The sequence below is a fragment of the Novipirellula galeiformis genome, assembly GCF_007860095.1.
Lineage (GTDB): Bacteria > Planctomycetota > Planctomycetia > Pirellulales > Pirellulaceae > Novipirellula > Novipirellula galeiformis.
This window is the reverse complement of the sequence record NZ_SJPT01000008.1, coordinates 45,449-61,898: the sequence shown is the minus strand read 5'-3', so window position 1 is coordinate 61,898 and position 16,450 is coordinate 45,449. Positions and strand designations below refer to the sequence as shown.

11 protein-coding genes are annotated in these 16,450 nt (G+C 57.2%); 7 read left to right on the top strand and 4 right to left on the bottom strand.

The window, feature by feature from the left end; genetic code table 11:
• Positions 1-33: 33 nt before the first annotated feature.
• Positions 34-1,608 (bottom strand): outer membrane protein assembly factor BamB family protein, encoded by a 1,575-nt coding sequence (locus Pla52o_RS19880; RefSeq protein ID WP_197169381.1) that lies wholly within the window; start codon positions 1,606-1,608, stop codon positions 34-36.
• Positions 1,609-1,939: 331 nt separating this feature from the next.
• Between Pla52o_RS19880 and Pla52o_RS19875 the strand changes: the two genes are divergently transcribed.
• Positions 1,940-2,518: a DJ-1/PfpI family protein gene (locus Pla52o_RS19875; RefSeq protein ID WP_146596387.1), complete on the top strand. Its 579-nt coding sequence runs from the start codon at positions 1,940-1,942 to the stop codon at positions 2,516-2,518.
• Between the two features lie 92 nt (positions 2,519-2,610).
• Here Pla52o_RS19875 and Pla52o_RS19870 read toward each other — a convergent pair whose 3' ends face one another.
• The gene (locus tag Pla52o_RS19870) at positions 2,611-3,621 is read right to left on the bottom strand and encodes a nucleoside hydrolase (RefSeq protein ID WP_146596386.1); all 1,011 of its coding nucleotides are present in this window, start codon (positions 3,619-3,621) and stop codon (positions 2,611-2,613) included.
• A 298-nt stretch (positions 3,622-3,919) separates the two neighbouring features.
• Here Pla52o_RS19870 and Pla52o_RS19865 point away from each other — a divergent pair, with 298 nt between their 5' ends.
• A complete protein-coding gene (locus tag Pla52o_RS19865; RefSeq protein WP_146596385.1) occupies positions 3,920-5,038 on the top strand; it encodes a pyridoxal-phosphate-dependent aminotransferase family protein in 1,119 nt (372 codons plus the stop codon).
• 16 nt (positions 5,039-5,054) lie between these two features.
• Here Pla52o_RS19865 and Pla52o_RS19860 read toward each other — a convergent pair whose 3' ends face one another.
• Positions 5,055-6,173, bottom strand: a complete 1,119-nt coding sequence (locus tag Pla52o_RS19860) for an alpha/beta hydrolase (RefSeq protein ID WP_146596384.1) — start codon at positions 6,171-6,173, stop codon at positions 5,055-5,057.
• 145 nt (positions 6,174-6,318) lie between these two features.
• Between Pla52o_RS19860 and ribA the strand changes: the two genes are divergently transcribed.
• The 5 genes from ribA (at position 6,319) to tnpA (ending at position 13,656) form a co-directional block, all read left to right on the top strand.
• A complete protein-coding gene (ribA, locus tag Pla52o_RS19855; RefSeq protein WP_146596383.1) occupies positions 6,319-7,542 on the top strand; it encodes a GTP cyclohydrolase II in 1,224 nt (407 codons plus the stop codon).
• Positions 7,543-7,746: 204 nt separating this feature from the next.
• The gene (locus Pla52o_RS19850; RefSeq protein WP_146596382.1) at positions 7,747-8,613 is read left to right on the top strand and encodes a prephenate dehydrogenase; all 867 of its coding nucleotides are present in this window, start codon (positions 7,747-7,749) and stop codon (positions 8,611-8,613) included.
• Positions 8,614-8,682: 69 nt separating this feature from the next.
• A complete protein-coding gene (purL, locus tag Pla52o_RS19845; protein WP_146596381.1) occupies positions 8,683-11,628 on the top strand; it encodes a phosphoribosylformylglycinamidine synthase subunit PurL in 2,946 nt (981 codons plus the stop codon).
• 45 nt (positions 11,629-11,673) lie between these two features.
• Complete coding sequence (locus Pla52o_RS19840; RefSeq protein WP_146596380.1) at positions 11,674-12,711, top strand: ATP-binding protein; 1,038 nt, start codon at positions 11,674-11,676, stop codon at positions 12,709-12,711.
• 480 nt (positions 12,712-13,191) lie between these two features.
• Complete coding sequence (gene tnpA / locus Pla52o_RS19835) at positions 13,192-13,656, top strand: IS200/IS605 family transposase (protein WP_146596379.1); 465 nt, start codon at positions 13,192-13,194, stop codon at positions 13,654-13,656.
• A gap of 569 nt (positions 13,657-14,225) precedes the next feature.
• Here the strand turns inward: tnpA and Pla52o_RS19830 are convergent.
• Positions 14,226-16,298, bottom strand: a complete 2,073-nt coding sequence (locus Pla52o_RS19830) for a YgiQ family radical SAM protein (RefSeq protein ID WP_231612495.1) — start codon at positions 16,296-16,298, stop codon at positions 14,226-14,228.
• Positions 16,299-16,450: the final 152 nt, after the last annotated feature.

Below are 16,450 nucleotides of genomic sequence, written 5' to 3'. Positions count from 1 at the left end.
AAGGACCTTTAGCAAGATCCACGACGGGAACGCTTACATTCCGCCGAACGGATCTCCGCCAAACGGATCGGCACCGCCCGGGGCGGCAAACGGATCAGCTCCCGGCGCGGCAAAGGGATCAGCACCTGGCGCGGCGAACGGGTCATTCCCAGCCGGGACGCCAAAGTCAGCAGGTTCGGTGGGCTTCGTTTCCTTTTTCTTCTCGTCTTTCTTCTCAGGCGCTGCAGTACTAACGCCATAACCTTCCCTGATCGTGGGAAGGTCCGCATCGATGCCGCGCAAGCATTGCACCGTCCCCGTACGACCGACAAGGTACATCCGATCGGTCATGATGTTGCGAATCAACACCTCAGGGCGAATCCCTGAAAACATCTCAAGTGGCTTGCCAGTTTTCAAATCCAAGGCAGCAAAGCCGCCGCTGAGCGTGGTCACATAGATTTTGCCGTCGATCGCCCCCACCACCTTATCAACGTTCGGGGCAAAGTCTTGCCATGTACTGATGCCATCAGCGAGGCTGAGCGAATACAGACTTCCATACGTGGTACGAATTAACAATTGCTCACCGGCGATGAGCGGCTCGTCATAGAAGGGTTCACCGTAGGGGCGGCTCCAAAGCACTTTGCCGGTTCGCGTTGCTTCGAGACCATAGACTTGCCCCCTGTCGGAACCAAAGAAAAATCGACCTCCGCTGGCGGATGCGATGCGCCCATTGATGACACCATCGGTATTCAAGCGAAACATCACCGAGGGCTCCCCTTCGGATTCCATGCAATACACAAACCCTTGGTCGGTTCCCCAGGCAATTCGAGTGGACCCAGGGACTTTGGTGGGCAGCGCCAAGGCGCGTCCAGCTACGCGTTCGCGAAACGGCAATCGCGAGGGATCAAAGAGGGGATAGCCCTCGATTCCGTTTTGGATCGTAGCGATCACGGCGAAGTCGCCGGTATTGATGGCTCCCAACGTAGGGATATTGACCGTGCGAACCGATTGGATCATCTCGCCGTTGAGGGCGTCAATTTTGATGAGGTTACCACCGTTAATGACGGTCACAAAGTGCTCTCCGACGCCGATCGCTTTGTAGCCAAGTCGCTCGGTGCCAACCCGCACCATCCAAACCGGTTCCCCGGTTTCCGCATCACGACACTCCAACGTTCCATCGTTGCCCAGTGTGTACAGACGAACGCGGGAAACAATTCGCGTTTCGATTTTGCCTTCGATGCCCCGTCGCTTTAAGCGGCGAAGCTCATTGCGAGCCAAACGCTCCGCTTCGGCTTTGCCGATCGCGTTACCGTGGGCGTCAACACGATCGGTAGGAATTCGCACGATCACGTTTGCGGAAGCATTTTCTGCGTCGGCGGCAACTGGGGCTGGCGGATTCGGCGCATCGGCCTCAGCCTTCTCGTTCGCGGGAGCCGGCTGTTTCTCAATCGCCACAACCTCCACGTACTCATGTGGATTCTCGGCATGCACAAACAACTGCTGATCGACGATCGATTTAGCCCCCACAGGCACTTCGGTCTGCCGCCGCCACGCCTCGACCAACCCCAATTGGCTGGCCTGCTGGGCGGTCAAAAAATCGGCCGCATGGCTGGCCCGAGGTTCTGACACCGTGAACCCCATCGAGATGATCAGGCAAACAGGAAGCAGATTGCTGAAAAAGCGAAAACCGGAGGGCATGCGCACGGCGGACACCTAGCTCAAAAAATGAGGGGACGAGCAACGAGAATAGTCTCGTTTATTCTAATCGCTGATTTCCGCGATGGCGAACGATCGCCGAAATCATCCGGATGAAAACTCAAAACGAGCGGATTACACCGGTTTTAAGGCGAAATCTCGCCACCAATGGCACGATGGGAGCTCGGATGATTAAATGGGCACAGCGAACGCCTCAGCTTTTCAGCTGAATTTAAGTCCCCCCCTCTTCAGCAAATTGGACGTTATGGTCAGTAAACAAATCTTGATGCTCGTGGGCGACTATGTCGAAGACTACGAAGCGATGGTTCCACTCCAGATCCTAAAAACGTTTGGCCACGACGTGGCAACGGTCTGTCCCGGCAAATCGCCCGGCGACACCGTCGCCACGGCGATCCATGATTTCGACGGCGACCAAACCTATTCGGAGAAGCCCGGCCATCGATTCGCGATCACCGCCGACTTCGACGCCGTGGACCTGGCCTCGTTTGACGCGCTGGTGATTCCCGGCGGAAGGGCACCAGAATACCTCCGACTCAACGCGAACGTCCTCGAATTGGTGCGTCATTTTTTCGACGCCAACAAACCGGTCGCGGCGATCTGTCATGGGCCACAACTCTTGGCGGCCGCTGGCGTTCTAAAAGGACGCCAGTGCAGTTGCTACCCGGCATGCAGCCCCGAAGTCACCCTGAGCGGCGGCCAGTACATCGATCCAGCCGCGACGATGGATTCGGCTCACGTCGACGGCAACCTCGTCACCGCGCCCGCTTGGCCCGCCCATCCGGCATGGATGCGGGCGTTTGTTGACTTGCTCGAAAAAGCCTAACGCGTCCTCCAAGCGAAATGTCACCCGACGCCTCCGACGTCGGGTGACATTTTACGCGGGTCGCTGCGGATGCCGGAGACATCCGGCGACGCTCATTTGCTCGGCGGTTGACTCGAAAGCAACTGCAACGCCTCGAGCACTTTGAATCGCAAATCATCGCGAACCAAAATATAACGATCGCGACCATTGGCAGCGGCCTTGAACGTCGTCACCCCATCATCGGCGATCAGCACTTGCCCAGGCTCGGACAACTCGAAGTAGCCGTGGTCGGGCCGCACCCCGTACAACACACTGGTTAAATCCCACGTGGGCCGGTCATGCGGTGGTGGTTGGTAGAGCATGTAGGCTTCCACGAGGGGATGATGCTCGACGTATCCGTAATCACGCAGGATGCTCTGGTGAGGATAGGCCAGTGACAACCCAACGGCATATCCGCTCCATACCATCGGCGTGGGCCAATCGGCGACAACGACCTTGGCGGACGGAATGTCCTTGATCAGATTGTATTCCCCGCGGCCATTGGTGAAACCACCGGCCATGATCGACAACAAACGCACTTTCTGTTTGATCAATTCGGCGCCGGAGAGCGGGCTGACGCGATCCGCTTTTGACGACAACAAGTTGGCAAGGTTCGTAGAAAAACCGACTTGAGCAATCACGACCGAACCATCCTTTGCATCGGCAAGCGACTTCCGTAGCACCGCCACGGCGTCGGGAGCATCGTTGCCCGAGGTCAAATCGTGTGGATAACGGAGCTTGCCATTATCACGCTGGGTGGCGAGTAAATTGAATTTCCCTGGGGCTGGGGTCACGCCGCTGCGACAGACGCCGATCGGAATGTCTCCGCGACCATAGAATGTATTCACTGCGTCGACAAACGGTGCCGCAAGTTCATGATCCTTCGTGATCGTGACAGCCAGCAACTCGCATTCGCCACGAGATTGGAGCGAGTGGATCATGCCCAGTGCCAAGACATCGTCGACGTCATTGCCGATGTCAGTGTCAAAAATCAGCGGAACAGGGTCGAGGCGTTGTTGAGCAAACAACGCGCCCGGGCAAACGGCGACAAGCAACACGAACAGGGCACACAGCTGCAATTTCATCGATGGAATCCTAAAGGAGGCAGGTGGCAATGGAGGGATTTCAGTGGGACATCATACCTCGACCACGCGTGAGGTGCCCGCGCAGTACGGGTGCCAATCAAAGAAAATTGCCGCTCGCTCGCACCCAAGTTGCGATCCGCAGAGACGTCTTTTACAGCGCAAATGACGACTGGCGTTAAACTCGAGTCGAATGGTAGAGAGAAAATCGATAAGATAGGGGCCTCGACGTTGTGCGCCCCTCCTTTTTCGGGCTCTCCTTCTCCCTCGACTCTTTCCCTCGAATCTCGAAGACATCCCGATGCCGACTTCCCCCTTCGCTCCGCTGAATCCTCGTGAACGCATCCTGATGGGGCCTGGGCCAAGCACGGTGCCGGCAAGGATCTTGCGTGCGATGAGTGCTCCGACGCTTGGACATCTCGATCCGCAATTCATCGAGTATATGGATGAAACATGCCAATTGATTCGTGAGGTCTACCAAACCAAAAACCTACTTTCGTTCCCCGTTTCGGGGACCGGCATGGCCGGCATGGAAGCGATCGCTACGAATTTGATCGAACCCGGTGACGAGGTCATCGTTTGCATCAATGGTGTCTTCGGTGGACGGATGAAGGACAACATGGAGCGTTGTGGGGCGACGGTTCACACGATCGAAGTCCCGTGGGGAGCAACGTTCGACAAGGAAGCGATCGCCGAAGCGGTGCAAAAGTATCCCAAAGCGAAATTAGTTGGCATCGTTCATGCGGAAACATCGACCGGGGCACATCAAGACCTGAGCGGTTTGGCCGAGATCGTGCACGATGCCAAGATGTTGTTGGTGGTGGACGCCGTCACCTCGCTTGGAGGTCATGAACTAAAAGTGGATGAGTGGGGCATTGATGCGATTTATTCGGGAACCCAGAAATGCCTTTCCTGTCCCCCCGGTTTATCGCCCGTTTCCTTTTCCGATCGCGCGATCGCCCGCATTGATGCGAGAAAGACAAAGGTCCAAAGCTGGTACTTCGATGTTTCGATGCTAAAGAACTATTACACCGGCGACGGAGGCCGCGCCTATCACCACACCGCTCCGATCAACATGATCTACGCGCTGCGTGAATCGTTGGCCATCGTCGTTGAAGAAGGATTACAAAATCGCATCACTCGTCATCGCGAGATGCACTTATTGCTCCGCGAAGGTCTCGAAGCCCTCGGGTTTTGTTATATCCCCCAGCATTCGCTGCACACGTTGAATTGTGTCGCGCTGCCTGAGGGGATCGACGATGCAGCGATACGAAGCCGACTTTTGAACGAATTCGACATCGAGATTGGCGGGGGACTGGGCATCTTCGCGGGCAAGGCGTGGCGTATTGGATTGATGGGACACTCGGCAACGAAGCGAAATGTCCGCACCTTGTTGGCCGCATTGGGCGAATGCATCTAACCGCTCCGAAGCCACGCTACGGGATTGCCAAGTTCTGATCAAAAAATTCGACCATCGCGTTGCTCGTTTGCGGATTCAAAAACGTCATCAAATGCCCTTGGCCCGCGATCGTTGTCAATTCACAAACAAGGCCGGCGGCCTTGGCCTTGTCGCGAAATCGCAGACTGTTTTGAATGGGCACAATCGAATCCTGATCGCCGTGAATCAGATGCACGGGAGGATCTGCGGCGGAGATGTGCACGATCGGAGAGGCGGCTTCGTAGACACGTTGCTTTTCACTGCGTGAACCTCCCAAGAAATAGGCGAGTCCGGTGTTCTGTGGTGGCAAGTTACGAAAGTCGCAAGGCGGTCCGCCGACACAAACGGCATGGATCGCCGGCAATTTTCGCCAACGATGATCATCATGCGGCCAATCGCTTGTGGCGAGTTTTGTTTCAATCGATTCATCGCCAATGAGCGAAACCAGAAGCGACAGATGCCCGCCCGCGGAATAGCCAAACAGCCCTAGACGGCGGAGGTCAAGCGAGAACCGGTTCGCATTTTCACACGCCCACACGAGCGCCTCGCGCACATCGTCGACTTGGGAGGGAAATTTGTGACGTGGCGCCAAGCGATAGTTGATATTGATCGTGGCGTAGCCGCGATCGGCCAAAACGCGGGCGTAACCTTGGGTGGCCCATTTGTCGCCACTCATCCACGCGCCCCCGTGAACGATGATCACGGTGGGGAAGCCCCCCTCGGGAGCCTGTTCCGCGGCCGGAAGCATCAGATCGCAAAGCCCCTTGTCATCGTCGTCATCGTCCCGTGGGCGGTATCGCTGGTTCGCAAACACGCGAGGTTGCTGCGAGGCCGCCAAGTCTTCCCCCGGGGGGGCTGCTTCTGTTTTTGGGGGCAGCTTGGGCTCCTGAGCCTCAACCGCCTGAGCCTCAACTGCCTGAGTCTTTCGCGGTTCGCTCGGGGGCGCCGCCTGGGAGCCGTCGCCGCAGAACACTGAAATCCCCAGCAGGGCTAATCCGATGCCGGATCGTAGGCCAGTGCGCAATACCGATCGCGTTGGGCGCGTCAATCGCAGTGGGTACGCGATGTGGCGGGCGACTTGGGGTGGGGTTAGGAGGAATATAATGGCGTGGTACATCGAAATGGCCAGCAAAAGTCCAATTCAAACGAAGGCAAGAAAACGAGAGAACCTGTAATTTGGGGCGGTGGGAGCTTTGCACCGACAATCGTATAATACGGACTTGTCGACCTTGGTTCGTCGTCTTACTCGTACAAAGTTCAATATGGCCATCGAGCTTAACACCGTTCCCGAAGCGGTCCATGCCATCAATCGAGGCGAAGTGGTGATCGTCGTTGACGCGGAAGACCGCGAAAACGAGGGCGATTTCATCTGTGCTGCGGAAAAGGCCACCCCCGAAACGGTCAATTTCATGCTTTCCGGTCGAGGCCAATTGTGCGTCTCGGTACTGCCGGAGGTTTGTAAACGGCTCGAGATTTCGCCGATTGTGGCTCAAAACGATGCCCCGCTGAAAACAGCCTTCATGACCCCCATTGATATCCGGTCGGCGCGAACGGGGATCACCGCGAGGGAGAAAAGCGAAACCATTCTTCGCATGACCGACGAGAGTTGTACGGCCAACGAGTTCGTCCGCCCGGGGCACGTTTACCCCTTGCTGGCCAAAGAAGGGGGCGTTTTGCGTCGAGCCGGACACACCGAAGCCTCGATCGACCTCGCCCGCATGGCGGGGCTTCATCCGGCCGGAGTGCTTTGTGAAGTGCTCGACGAAACCGGGGATCGGGCTTCACGCGATTCGTTGGCCGCGATCGCCAAGAAAAACAACCTCAAGATCATTAGCATCGAGCAACTCATCGCCCACCGACGCGTCAGCGAAAAGCTGATCAGCCGTGCGGCCGAAGCGGAGCTGCCGACGAAATACGGTAACTTCAAAATCATTGTCTACTCGGTCCAATACGAAGACCAACAACCGATCGCGTTGGTCTACGGTGACTTGACCGAAGCCTCTGACGACGAAGCCGTGGCGCCACTCGTGCGAATGCATAGCAGTTGCTTTACCGGCGATTTGATCTCATCGCTGCGTTGCGATTGTGGCGACCAATTGCACATGGCGCTCGAAACGATTAGCAAGGAAGGCCGAGGCACGTTGGTGTATCTGCCGCAAGAGGGACGCGGTATCGGATTGGCTCAGAAGATTCGGGCATACGCACTGCAAGACAACGGCATGGACACCGTCGAAGCCAACCACGCGTTGGGTTTCAAAGCCGACATGCGTGACTATGGCATCGGATTGCAAATTTTGAAGGACTTGGGTCTCAGCGAAGTCCGCTTGTTGACGAACAATCCGAAGAAAACGGAAGCATTCAACCTGCGTGGCTTTGACCTGCGTGTCGTCGATCAAGTTCCAATCGTTTCCGCGGCCAACGAGCACAACCAAAAGTACCTCAATACCAAACGCGAAAAGCTCGGCCACAAATTGCCAACCCTGTAAGCGAAGCGGACACCGACCGCGACAAGTCGCGTGAAACAAAGCGGGACGCGGCGAGGCCGATTTCGTTGGGGTGATGCCCCCATCATCCTTAAATCATTGCATCCGCGAATCTCCGCTTTTGCGAGTCCGCGGATGGCGGACTCCAAGAGACGCTCTTGACGTGCTAAACATTCACCGGAAACGCTACGAAACGAAGACACTGCATTGCCCCCGACCCCAGATTCACTTTCGGATTCTTGGCCCGCTCGTGTCGCGATCGTCGGCGTGGGGCTGCTTGGTGGCAGCGTGGCACGTTCGATTCGTCGAACCGTCCCGGGGGTGCATGTCGTCGGTGTCGTGCGTTGTGCCGAAAAGGGCCAGCGGTGGATCGAGCTGGGGATCATCGATTCGGTGGCCGAATCGATCGAACAGGGGTGCCAGGACGTGGATGTCGTCGTCGTGGCAACCCCGGTCGACCTCGTTGCCGCCAGCGTGATTCGAGCTGCCGAGGTTTCTCAAGCGGATTGCTTGATCACCGATGTGGGCAGCACCAAACGCACGATCGTGCAAGCGGTGCTCCGCGACGCGGGGGCGAGCGCCAAGTTTGTCGCCGCCCACCCGATCGCGGGCAGTGAAAAAACCGGCGCCGAACATGCCACGGCCGACTTGTTCGTCGGCAAGGTGATTGTGCTCACCCCCAGCGAGCAAACGCCAAAGCGACAACTCGATTTGGCGGACCATTTCTGGCGGCGAACCGGCGGACGGATTGTCACGCTCAGCCCCGAAGATCACGATACCCACTTGGCATCCGTCAGCCACGTGCCACACTTGGCATCCTCGGCGGTGGCAAAATTGATTAACCAAGATTCGGCGAATCTGGTGGGCAGCGGATGGCTCGACATCACGCGTGTCGCAGCCGGTGACCCCGCGATGTGGTTGGCGATTTGCCAAGAGAATCGCACCGCGATCGACGAACAACTTGCCCATCTCGCAGGATCGATTGAAGACTTACGTGCATGGATTCGCACCCACGACGATGCCAGCTTGCTTCGATGGCTGAAGGAAGCGAAAACGATTCGAGATTCGTTTTAAGCATCGCAGGATCAACACTCCGTCTGCTCCGCAGAACCTACTTCACTTTGAACGATTGGAAACGCAACCATGCCGCTTTGGCAAATTGATATTTATCCGGCCGAAGGTCAAGTCGATCGTGAAGCCAAACGAACCACCGAAGAGATCCATGAGCTCGGGCTTCACGATCATCTGGACATCGATTTTGCGCGAAGCTTTTTGATCCAAGGTGACTTCGCACACGGCGAAGCGGTCCAATTGGCCAACACACTGCTCGTCGATGCCGTCACCGAGCGTGCCGTGGTAGCGATCGCCGGCCAAGACGTGCTGAATGAACCGCCCGGCGATAACTTGACGCTCGTCAACGTGTTACCCAAGCCAGGAGTGATGGACCCGGTTGCGGCCAGCACGATTGCGGCGGCCAAGGACATTGGATTCAACGTCGATGCCGTGCGGACGATGCGCAAATTTTGGCTGGACGAGGTCGGGGACTCCGTACTCGATTCGATTTGCCGCCGCGCCCTTTCCAATGACTCGGTGGAGCAAGTTGTTGTGGGGCCGCTAGAGATGGACCAACTCGATGTCGGCTCGGCAAGCGCGTTCGAACTGAAGACGATTCCGATTCGTCAACTCGGTGACGAGCAACTCGAAACGCTCTCGCGCGAAGGCCAGCTCTATTTGACGCTGGTCGAGATGCAAACGATTCGCGATCACTTTGAAGAACTCGGACGCGACCCGACCGATATCGAACTCGAAACGATCGCGCAAACATGGTCCGAGCACTGCAGCCACAAAACACTGGCCGGCCGAATTCACTATCGCGGCCCCGGAGCCGACGGAACGCCCGAAGCCGATGAGCGTCAATACGAAAACATGCTCAAAGAAACGATCTTTGCGGCCACGCAAACGATCCGCAAAACGCTTGCCGAGAACGATTGGTGCGTCAGCGTGTTTAAGGACAACGCGGGGATCGTTACCTTCGATGACGAATACCATATCTGTTTCAAGGTCGAAACCCACAATCACCCGTCGGCGCTGGAGCCGTACGGGGGTGCAAATACGGGACTCGGAGGCGTCATTCGTGACCCGATGGGGACTGGCATGGGAGCCAAGCCGATTTGCAATACCGACGTGTTTTGTTTCGCGCCACCAGACACCGATCCGAGCGGCTTGCCACCGGGCGTGTTGCACCCTCGTCGTGTGATGAAGGGCGTCGTTTCCGGGGTGCGTGATTACGGCAACCGGATGGGAGTTCCCACCGTCAACGGCGCGGTCTACTTCGATCGTCGTTATCTCGGCAATCCCCTGGTTTATTGTGGCAACGTCGGCATCATTCCTGTCGGCATGGAAGAAAAGGAAGTTCAACCCGATGACTTGATTGTCGCCATCGGTGGACGCACCGGACGCGATGGGATCCATGGTGCCACGTTTAGCTCGGCGGAATTGACGAGTGAATCGGAATCGCTTTCCGGCGGTGCTGTCCAAATCGGCAACGCAATCACCGAAAAGATGGTGCTCGACGTATTGCTCCAGGCGCGTGACCGCGGACTGTTTAACGCGGTGACCGATTGTGGCGCGGGAGGATTCTCGAGTGCGGTTGGCGAAATGGGCGAAAAGATCGGCGCCGAAGTCTGGCTCGACAAGGCGCCCTTGAAATACGAAGGCTTGACGTATACCGAAATTTGGATTTCCGAAGCGCAAGAGCGAATGGTGCTGTCGGTCCCCAAGGCATCGTGGGACGAGCTGCGTGAGCTTTGCGAAAGCGAAGGGGTCGAAGCGGCAGTGCTGGGGCGGTTCGTGCCAACCGGACGCTTGCAATTGACTTACCATGGAAACGTGGTCGGCGACATTTCGATGGACATTTTGCACGAGGGACGTCCCCCGATCATTCGTGACGCGGTCTACCATCCCGCGCCCACGCAAGCGGTCGCATTGCCATCGCTCGATACAGCCGGGCACGCCGACGCGCTGCTGAAAATCATGGGCAGCTACAATGTGGCCAGCAAACACTGGATCATCCGTCAATACGATCACGAAGTCCAAGCGGGCAGCGTTGTCAAACCGTTGGTCGGACCGCTATGCGATGGACCGAGTGACGCAGCCGTCGTCAAACCACGCTTACAAAGTCGTCGTGGTTTGGTGATCTCGTGTGGCATGAATCCTCATTACGGTGATTTTGATACCTATCACATGGCCACCTCGGCGATCGATGAAGCGATGCGAAATGCCGTCGCCGTGGGAGCCGATCCGACGAAGATCGCAATCCTTGATAACTTCTGCTGGGGATACACCGATCGCTCCGAGACGCTCGGTTCACTTGTCCGTGCGGCCATCGCGTGCCAAGACATGGCGATCACGCTCGGCACCCCGTTCATCAGTGGCAAGGACAGTTTGAACAACGAGTTCAGCTACAACGATGCGGACGGTCAACGCCAAACGATCGCGATCCCCCCCAGCTTGCTGATCAGTGCGATGGGACAAATCGACGATGTCGCCAACGCCGTCACGATGGATGCCAAAGCGGCCGGAAACGCCGTCTTCTTGGTCGGCGAGACGAAGTCCGAACTCGGCGGCTCGCACCTGCTGCTGGCCCTCGGGTTGTCCGGAGGCCAAGTGCCAACGGTCGATGCCGTCAAGGCAAAAACCACCTTTGCGGCGGTCCACCAAGCGATCAACGAGCGATTGATCCGCTCCTGCCACGACTTGAGCGAAGGCGGCTTGGCGGTCGCGGCAACCGAAATGGCGATGGCCGGCGGACTCGGCATGAGCTTGGATATCGATTCGATCTGCAACGCTTCCGGGCTCTCGGCAACCGAGGTGATGTTTAGCGAATCGAATACCCGCTTCCTGTGCGAAGTGCCAAGCGATCAATCCGAAGCGTTTGCGGATCGGTTCGCCAAAGCGGGTGTTTCGGCAACGCGTCTTGGTACAATAGACGATTCCAGTCAACTGGCGATCAAGTCCAATGCCGGGGACGCGCTCCGCGTCGATCTGGCCCAAGCCAAGCAGGCATGGCTGGGGCCCTTGAACTGGTAACACCTCCCCTCCCTCCCGCCGATTTGTAACCCCCACGAAACCACGATGATTTCAGCGACCGAGAGAGCCGCCTACACCGTTGTCGTATCGCGAGGCCAATCGCGGAACCCTCAGAAACGGGCGATCGAGCAGCAAATCACTGACGCAGCGACGCACATCGAAGGCGTCGATGTGTTAGTGGTGCCGCATCTCTACGATTTGTCCAAAACGAGCGAGGCGTATCAACGTCTGGCCGACGCCGAGGGCCACTTGATCGTATTCTCTTGGATCTATTCGCGCGCGGCCCATTGGGTGCTCGATCGCAACGGCATCCAAGGGCAATGGGGTGGATCGGAGATCGGTGATGCCGAGCAAGGTGCGGGAGAACAGGACTCAGACGAGTCCACGGCCGCCCCCGACGGTGAATCGACCGAGTCACCCGCAGCGGTCGATCGCGTCACCGATTTGTATCCGCGTCCGGATCGCTTGGTTCACTGCATTGACTTGAAACTCGCTGGAGACGCGGCTCCTTTTCTAAGGGAGATGAAGCGGATCATCGAGCCCGCCGCCCCTCAAGCCGAACGCCCCTCGTCGTCGACGAGTCTTCCCATCGTGGGTGGCAAGCTCGTTGAAGTCGAAGAGTCGACATCGCGTCGCTGGTATCCCGTGATCGACTACAGCCGCTGCACGAACTGTATGGAATGCGTCGACTTTTGCTTATTCGGCGTTTACGGAATCGACGGCGTCGAGAACATCCTCGTTGAGCAGCCAGACAATTGTCGCAAAGGATGCCCGGCGTGCAGTCGCGTGTGCCCGGAAAACGCGATCATTTTCCCGCAACACAAAGCGCCTGCGATCGCCGGTGCCGAGGTCGAGGGAGACGAAGGTTTCAAGATCGATTTATCCCAATTGTTCGGTGCTCCTACCGGCAACGATGATCCGATTGCAACGGCGGCGCGCGAACGCGACGAGCAGTTGTTATTAGCAGGCCGTGACACCGTCGGCATCGACGACCAATTGCTCAAGCGGCAGCAACAACATGCCAACAAGCCCAAGGACTCGCTGGACCGTCTGATCGATTCCTTGGACGACTTCGATCTGTAGAGTTTCGATCGACCTGTTGCTACTGCACCAACGGACAGTCGTCCGATTTAAAGGGTGCAGTCGGCTGCAACAACGTGGTTCCCCCTCCCAAGAGCGCTGGGAGGGCCGGCAATCGAGCCTTCAGCGAGATTGCCGGGGAGGGCCTCGTGACGCTGAATTTGCACGTTGCCATCGCGCGCCCCGAGAAACCCGGTCGCAGCACGCCTAGTGCCAGTGGCCCCGCGTCCGGCCTTACACCTTGAGTTTCCGAAAGAAACGCTGAACCGCAAAGGTCACCGAATCATCTTGGATTCACGAGCATGGGCATCCTGCCGTCGAGCTTGTCCCGGCGGCAGCGATAATACACTGGAGATGCAGTGCGTTGTAACGCCCACAGCCACGAAGTGGCGACATGCTGTAGCCATGGGCGTCACGCCCATAGAACGCGAATCCCACCCGAGTTCAAAGTCCCGAAGGGACGATAGGAAGCGGAGCCTAATCATGTCCACATTCACGAACCGTTTGTTCCACATCATCTACAGCACGAAATATCGAAAGCCAACGATTCGCCCCGATTGGCAGGACGACCTCTACGGATATATCGGCGGAATTGTACGGGGCCAGCAAGGAACGTTGTTGAAGATCGGAGGCGTTGAAGACCACGTACATCTGTTGGCAAAGCTGAGTCCAACGGTCGCCATCTCAGATGTATTGCGGAAGATCAAATCGAATTCATCGAAGTGGATCAACGAGCGGCCAGATGTTTCGCGAAAGTTTGAATGGCAATCAGGATACGCTGCATTTTCAGTCAGTGAATCACAGATGCCATCGGTTTCTGAATACATCGCCAACCAAGCCGAGCATCATCGAAAGAAGACGTTTGAGGAAGAGTTCCTCGACATATTGAAAAAGCACAATATCGACTTCGATGTGCGATACGTCTTCGAGCAGGAGATCGTTCAATGATTGTCGCTCACCCAGCCACGAAGTGGCGACATGCTGTAGCCATGGGCGTCAGCCCATGGAACACGAATCCATTCAATCCCGTTAGTCCCGAAGGGACGACAGGAACCATCACGCCATCAATTCATGTCGCCCCTTCAGGGCTTCGCGATCGCGTTGGTTCTCGCATTCACGGGTTTGCACCCGTGGCTACAACATGCCGTCCCTTCGGGACTAAGCTCACACCCGGTCGCACCCCGTGCGCCGAAGAGGTCGAAGACGCTGGCGTCCCCCTCGCCAAAAAGATGGAGAGCCCCGTCCGCGAGTTAGCCACTTAATTTCACGAGTCCGAAAAACTGCAGGCGGCGATCCGCGGTCGTCTGCAAAAGCTGGGCTTTGCCTTGCCGGAGGTGGGGGAATGAGTCGCAATTCAGCCACGAAGTGGCGAAATGATGTAGCCATTGGGCGTCACGCCCATGGCCAAAGCCGCCATCCCTGTGGGACGATGTTCGGTCGCCACGTTCGAACAGCCTCGCGGTGGCGAGATGACGATTGGGTTAGTGATCTTTAGCAAGATCCACTACGAGTAGTGGTTAGTTTGCCCCGCGACGGTCCGGACGATAGCCGGTGCTCTTGCGGTCTCGGCGTTTCTTCTTGCTTCCCTTCTTTTGCTCCTGCCCTCCGGACGCTTCCGGTTTGCCAATCGTGTGCACGTAATCGCCGCGAAACCGTTTGTTCGCGTCTTGACGCCGAGCTCGGATCGCTTCCTGGGGTGGCTTCGATGGAATCAAGCCATCGCAACCATCGCCGATCAGATCAGTACGACCAACCGAACGCAGCGCCTCGCGGACTTCGAAATAGTTCTCGGGCTTGAAGAACTGCATCAACGCTCGTTGCGTCTTCCGCTCCTTCATCGCCTTGGCAATGTAAACGGGTTGCTTGGTAAACGGGTCCAAACCGGTGTAGTACATCGTCGTCGCGACATCCAACGGCGCCGGGATAAAGTCTTGAACCGCGTCCGGCTTGTAGCCATTACGCTTAAGAAACAAAGCCAATTCAATCATCGCACGGATATCGCTGCCAGGATGCGATGCGATGAAGTAAGGCACGATGAACTGCTTCTTGCCAACCCGCTTGGATTCTTCCTTGAAGATCTCGGTAAAATGCTCGAAGTCATCGTTCTTTGGCTTACGCATCTTGTTCAAGACGCCCGCGTCCACATGCTCCGGCGCAACCTTCAGCTTCCCTCCCACGTGATGTGCGGTCAACTCCTTCAAGTACTCCGGAGAGGTGCGAGCCAAGTCCATCCGCACCCCGCTGGCGACGAGCACTTTTTTGATCCCGGGAAGGTTCCGCGACTCACGCATTAACTCGATCACCGGGGTGTGATCGACACCGAGTAGTTTACAAATTTTCGGATGCACACACGATTGGCGCCGGCAAACGGCTTCGACCTCGGGCTTGGTGCAATTCATCTGGTACATGTTAGCCGTCGGGCCACCGATGTCGCTGACCACGCCGGTAAACGACTTGTCCTCGGTCATCTTCGCGATCTCACCGAGCACCGATTCCTTGCTGCGCGATTGAATGATCCGGCCTTGGTGGGCGGTAATCGAACAGAAAGTGCAGCCCCCAAAGCATCCCCGCATGATCGTGACCGAGTTCTTGATCATCTCGTACGCCGGGATCGCTTCTTTGTAACTCGGGTGCGGTCGCCGGGTGTAGGACAGCCCATAGATCTGGTCCATCGCCGCTTCGGAGATCGGCGGTTGAGGTGGATTACAGACAATCGTTTGGGTGCCGTGCTGTTGCACCAACCGGCGCGCGTTATGAGGGTTCGTTTCGTTGTGGATGATCCGCGTGGCTTCGGCAAAGGCGACCTTGTCGCTGGTGACCTCGTCAAAGCTAGGAAGGGTCAACGCATCTTCGGGAACCGACTCGGATGCCCCCAGCGCGTAGGCGACCCCGAGCATGTCACGCAACGCTTTGACGTTTTCCCCCGCCTCGAGTCGGCGAGCGATTTCAATGATCGCATTTTCGCCCATTCCGAACGCCAGCAAGTCGGCTTTGCAATCGAGTAAGATCGATCGTTTGACCTTGTCGCTCCAGTAATCGTAATGAGCCAATCGTCGCAACGAGGCTTCGACGCCCCCAGCAATCACAGGAACCCCTTTGTAGGCTTCACGAGCGCGTTGGCAATACGACAAGGTTGCGCGGTCCGGACGCAAACCGATGCGACCGCCCGGAGAATAGGCGTCGTCGTTGCGAACCTTTTTGTTCGCGGTGTAGTGGTTGATCATCGAGTCCATGTTTCCGGCACTGATTGCGAAAAACAATCGCGGCCGACCGAAGCGAGTCCACGCCTCACAGCTTCGCCAATCCGGTTGGCTAATGATCCCGATGCGATATCCGGCCGCTTCCAGCGTGCGTCCCAAGATGGCCATCGCGAAGCTGGGGTGATCGATATAAGCATCCCCGGTGACAAACACGATATCGAGCTCGTCCCAGCCGCGTTGGCGAGCCTCTTCCATCGACATCGGCAACGGTAATGCAGCCACGGGCCCGGTTGGGGCACGTCCACCCGCCGCCAAGTTTGACAAGTAGTCACGCGGCATCGCGGGCACGGAAGGATTGCTGTCGGATTGATTGATAACCGGTAGTTGCATCAGAACGCTAGATTTTTGGAGAGAATGACAGATCGTAGCAGCCTCACCCATTGTAGAGCGAAACCCATTGTCCGATAGCGACATTCGGAGCTCGACGGCGGAGTCGTGTTTCGCCTCCGCGCCGATCGAAACCGAGGAGCTCGATTTTGCCT

What these genes read in the sequence shown, in the direction of transcription:
- Pla52o_RS19875 (WP_146596387.1), top strand. Translation starts at nt 1,940, where the DNA reads ATGGTCAGTAAACAAATCTTGATGCTCGTGGGCGACTATGTCGAAGAC.
- Pla52o_RS19870 (WP_146596386.1), bottom strand. Translation starts at nt 3,621, where the DNA reads ATGAAATTGCAGCTGTGTGCCCTGTTCGTGTTGCTTGTCGCCGTTTGC.
- Pla52o_RS19865 (WP_146596385.1), top strand. Translation starts at nt 3,920, where the DNA reads ATGCCGACTTCCCCCTTCGCTCCGCTGAATCCTCGTGAACGCATCCTG.
- Pla52o_RS19860 (WP_146596384.1), bottom strand. Translation starts at nt 6,173, where the DNA reads ATGTACCACGCCATTATATTCCTCCTAACCCCACCCCAAGTCGCCCGC.
- ribA (WP_146596383.1), top strand. Translation starts at nt 6,319, where the DNA reads ATGGCCATCGAGCTTAACACCGTTCCCGAAGCGGTCCATGCCATCAAT.
- purL (WP_146596381.1), top strand. Translation starts at nt 8,683, where the DNA reads ATGCCGCTTTGGCAAATTGATATTTATCCGGCCGAAGGTCAAGTCGAT.
- Pla52o_RS19840 (WP_146596380.1), top strand. Translation starts at nt 11,674, where the DNA reads ATGATTTCAGCGACCGAGAGAGCCGCCTACACCGTTGTCGTATCGCGA.
- tnpA (WP_146596379.1), top strand. Translation starts at nt 13,192, where the DNA reads ATGTCCACATTCACGAACCGTTTGTTCCACATCATCTACAGCACGAAA.
- Pla52o_RS19830 (WP_231612495.1), bottom strand. Translation starts at nt 16,298, where the DNA reads ATGCAACTACCGGTTATCAATCAATCCGACAGCAATCCTTCCGTGCCC.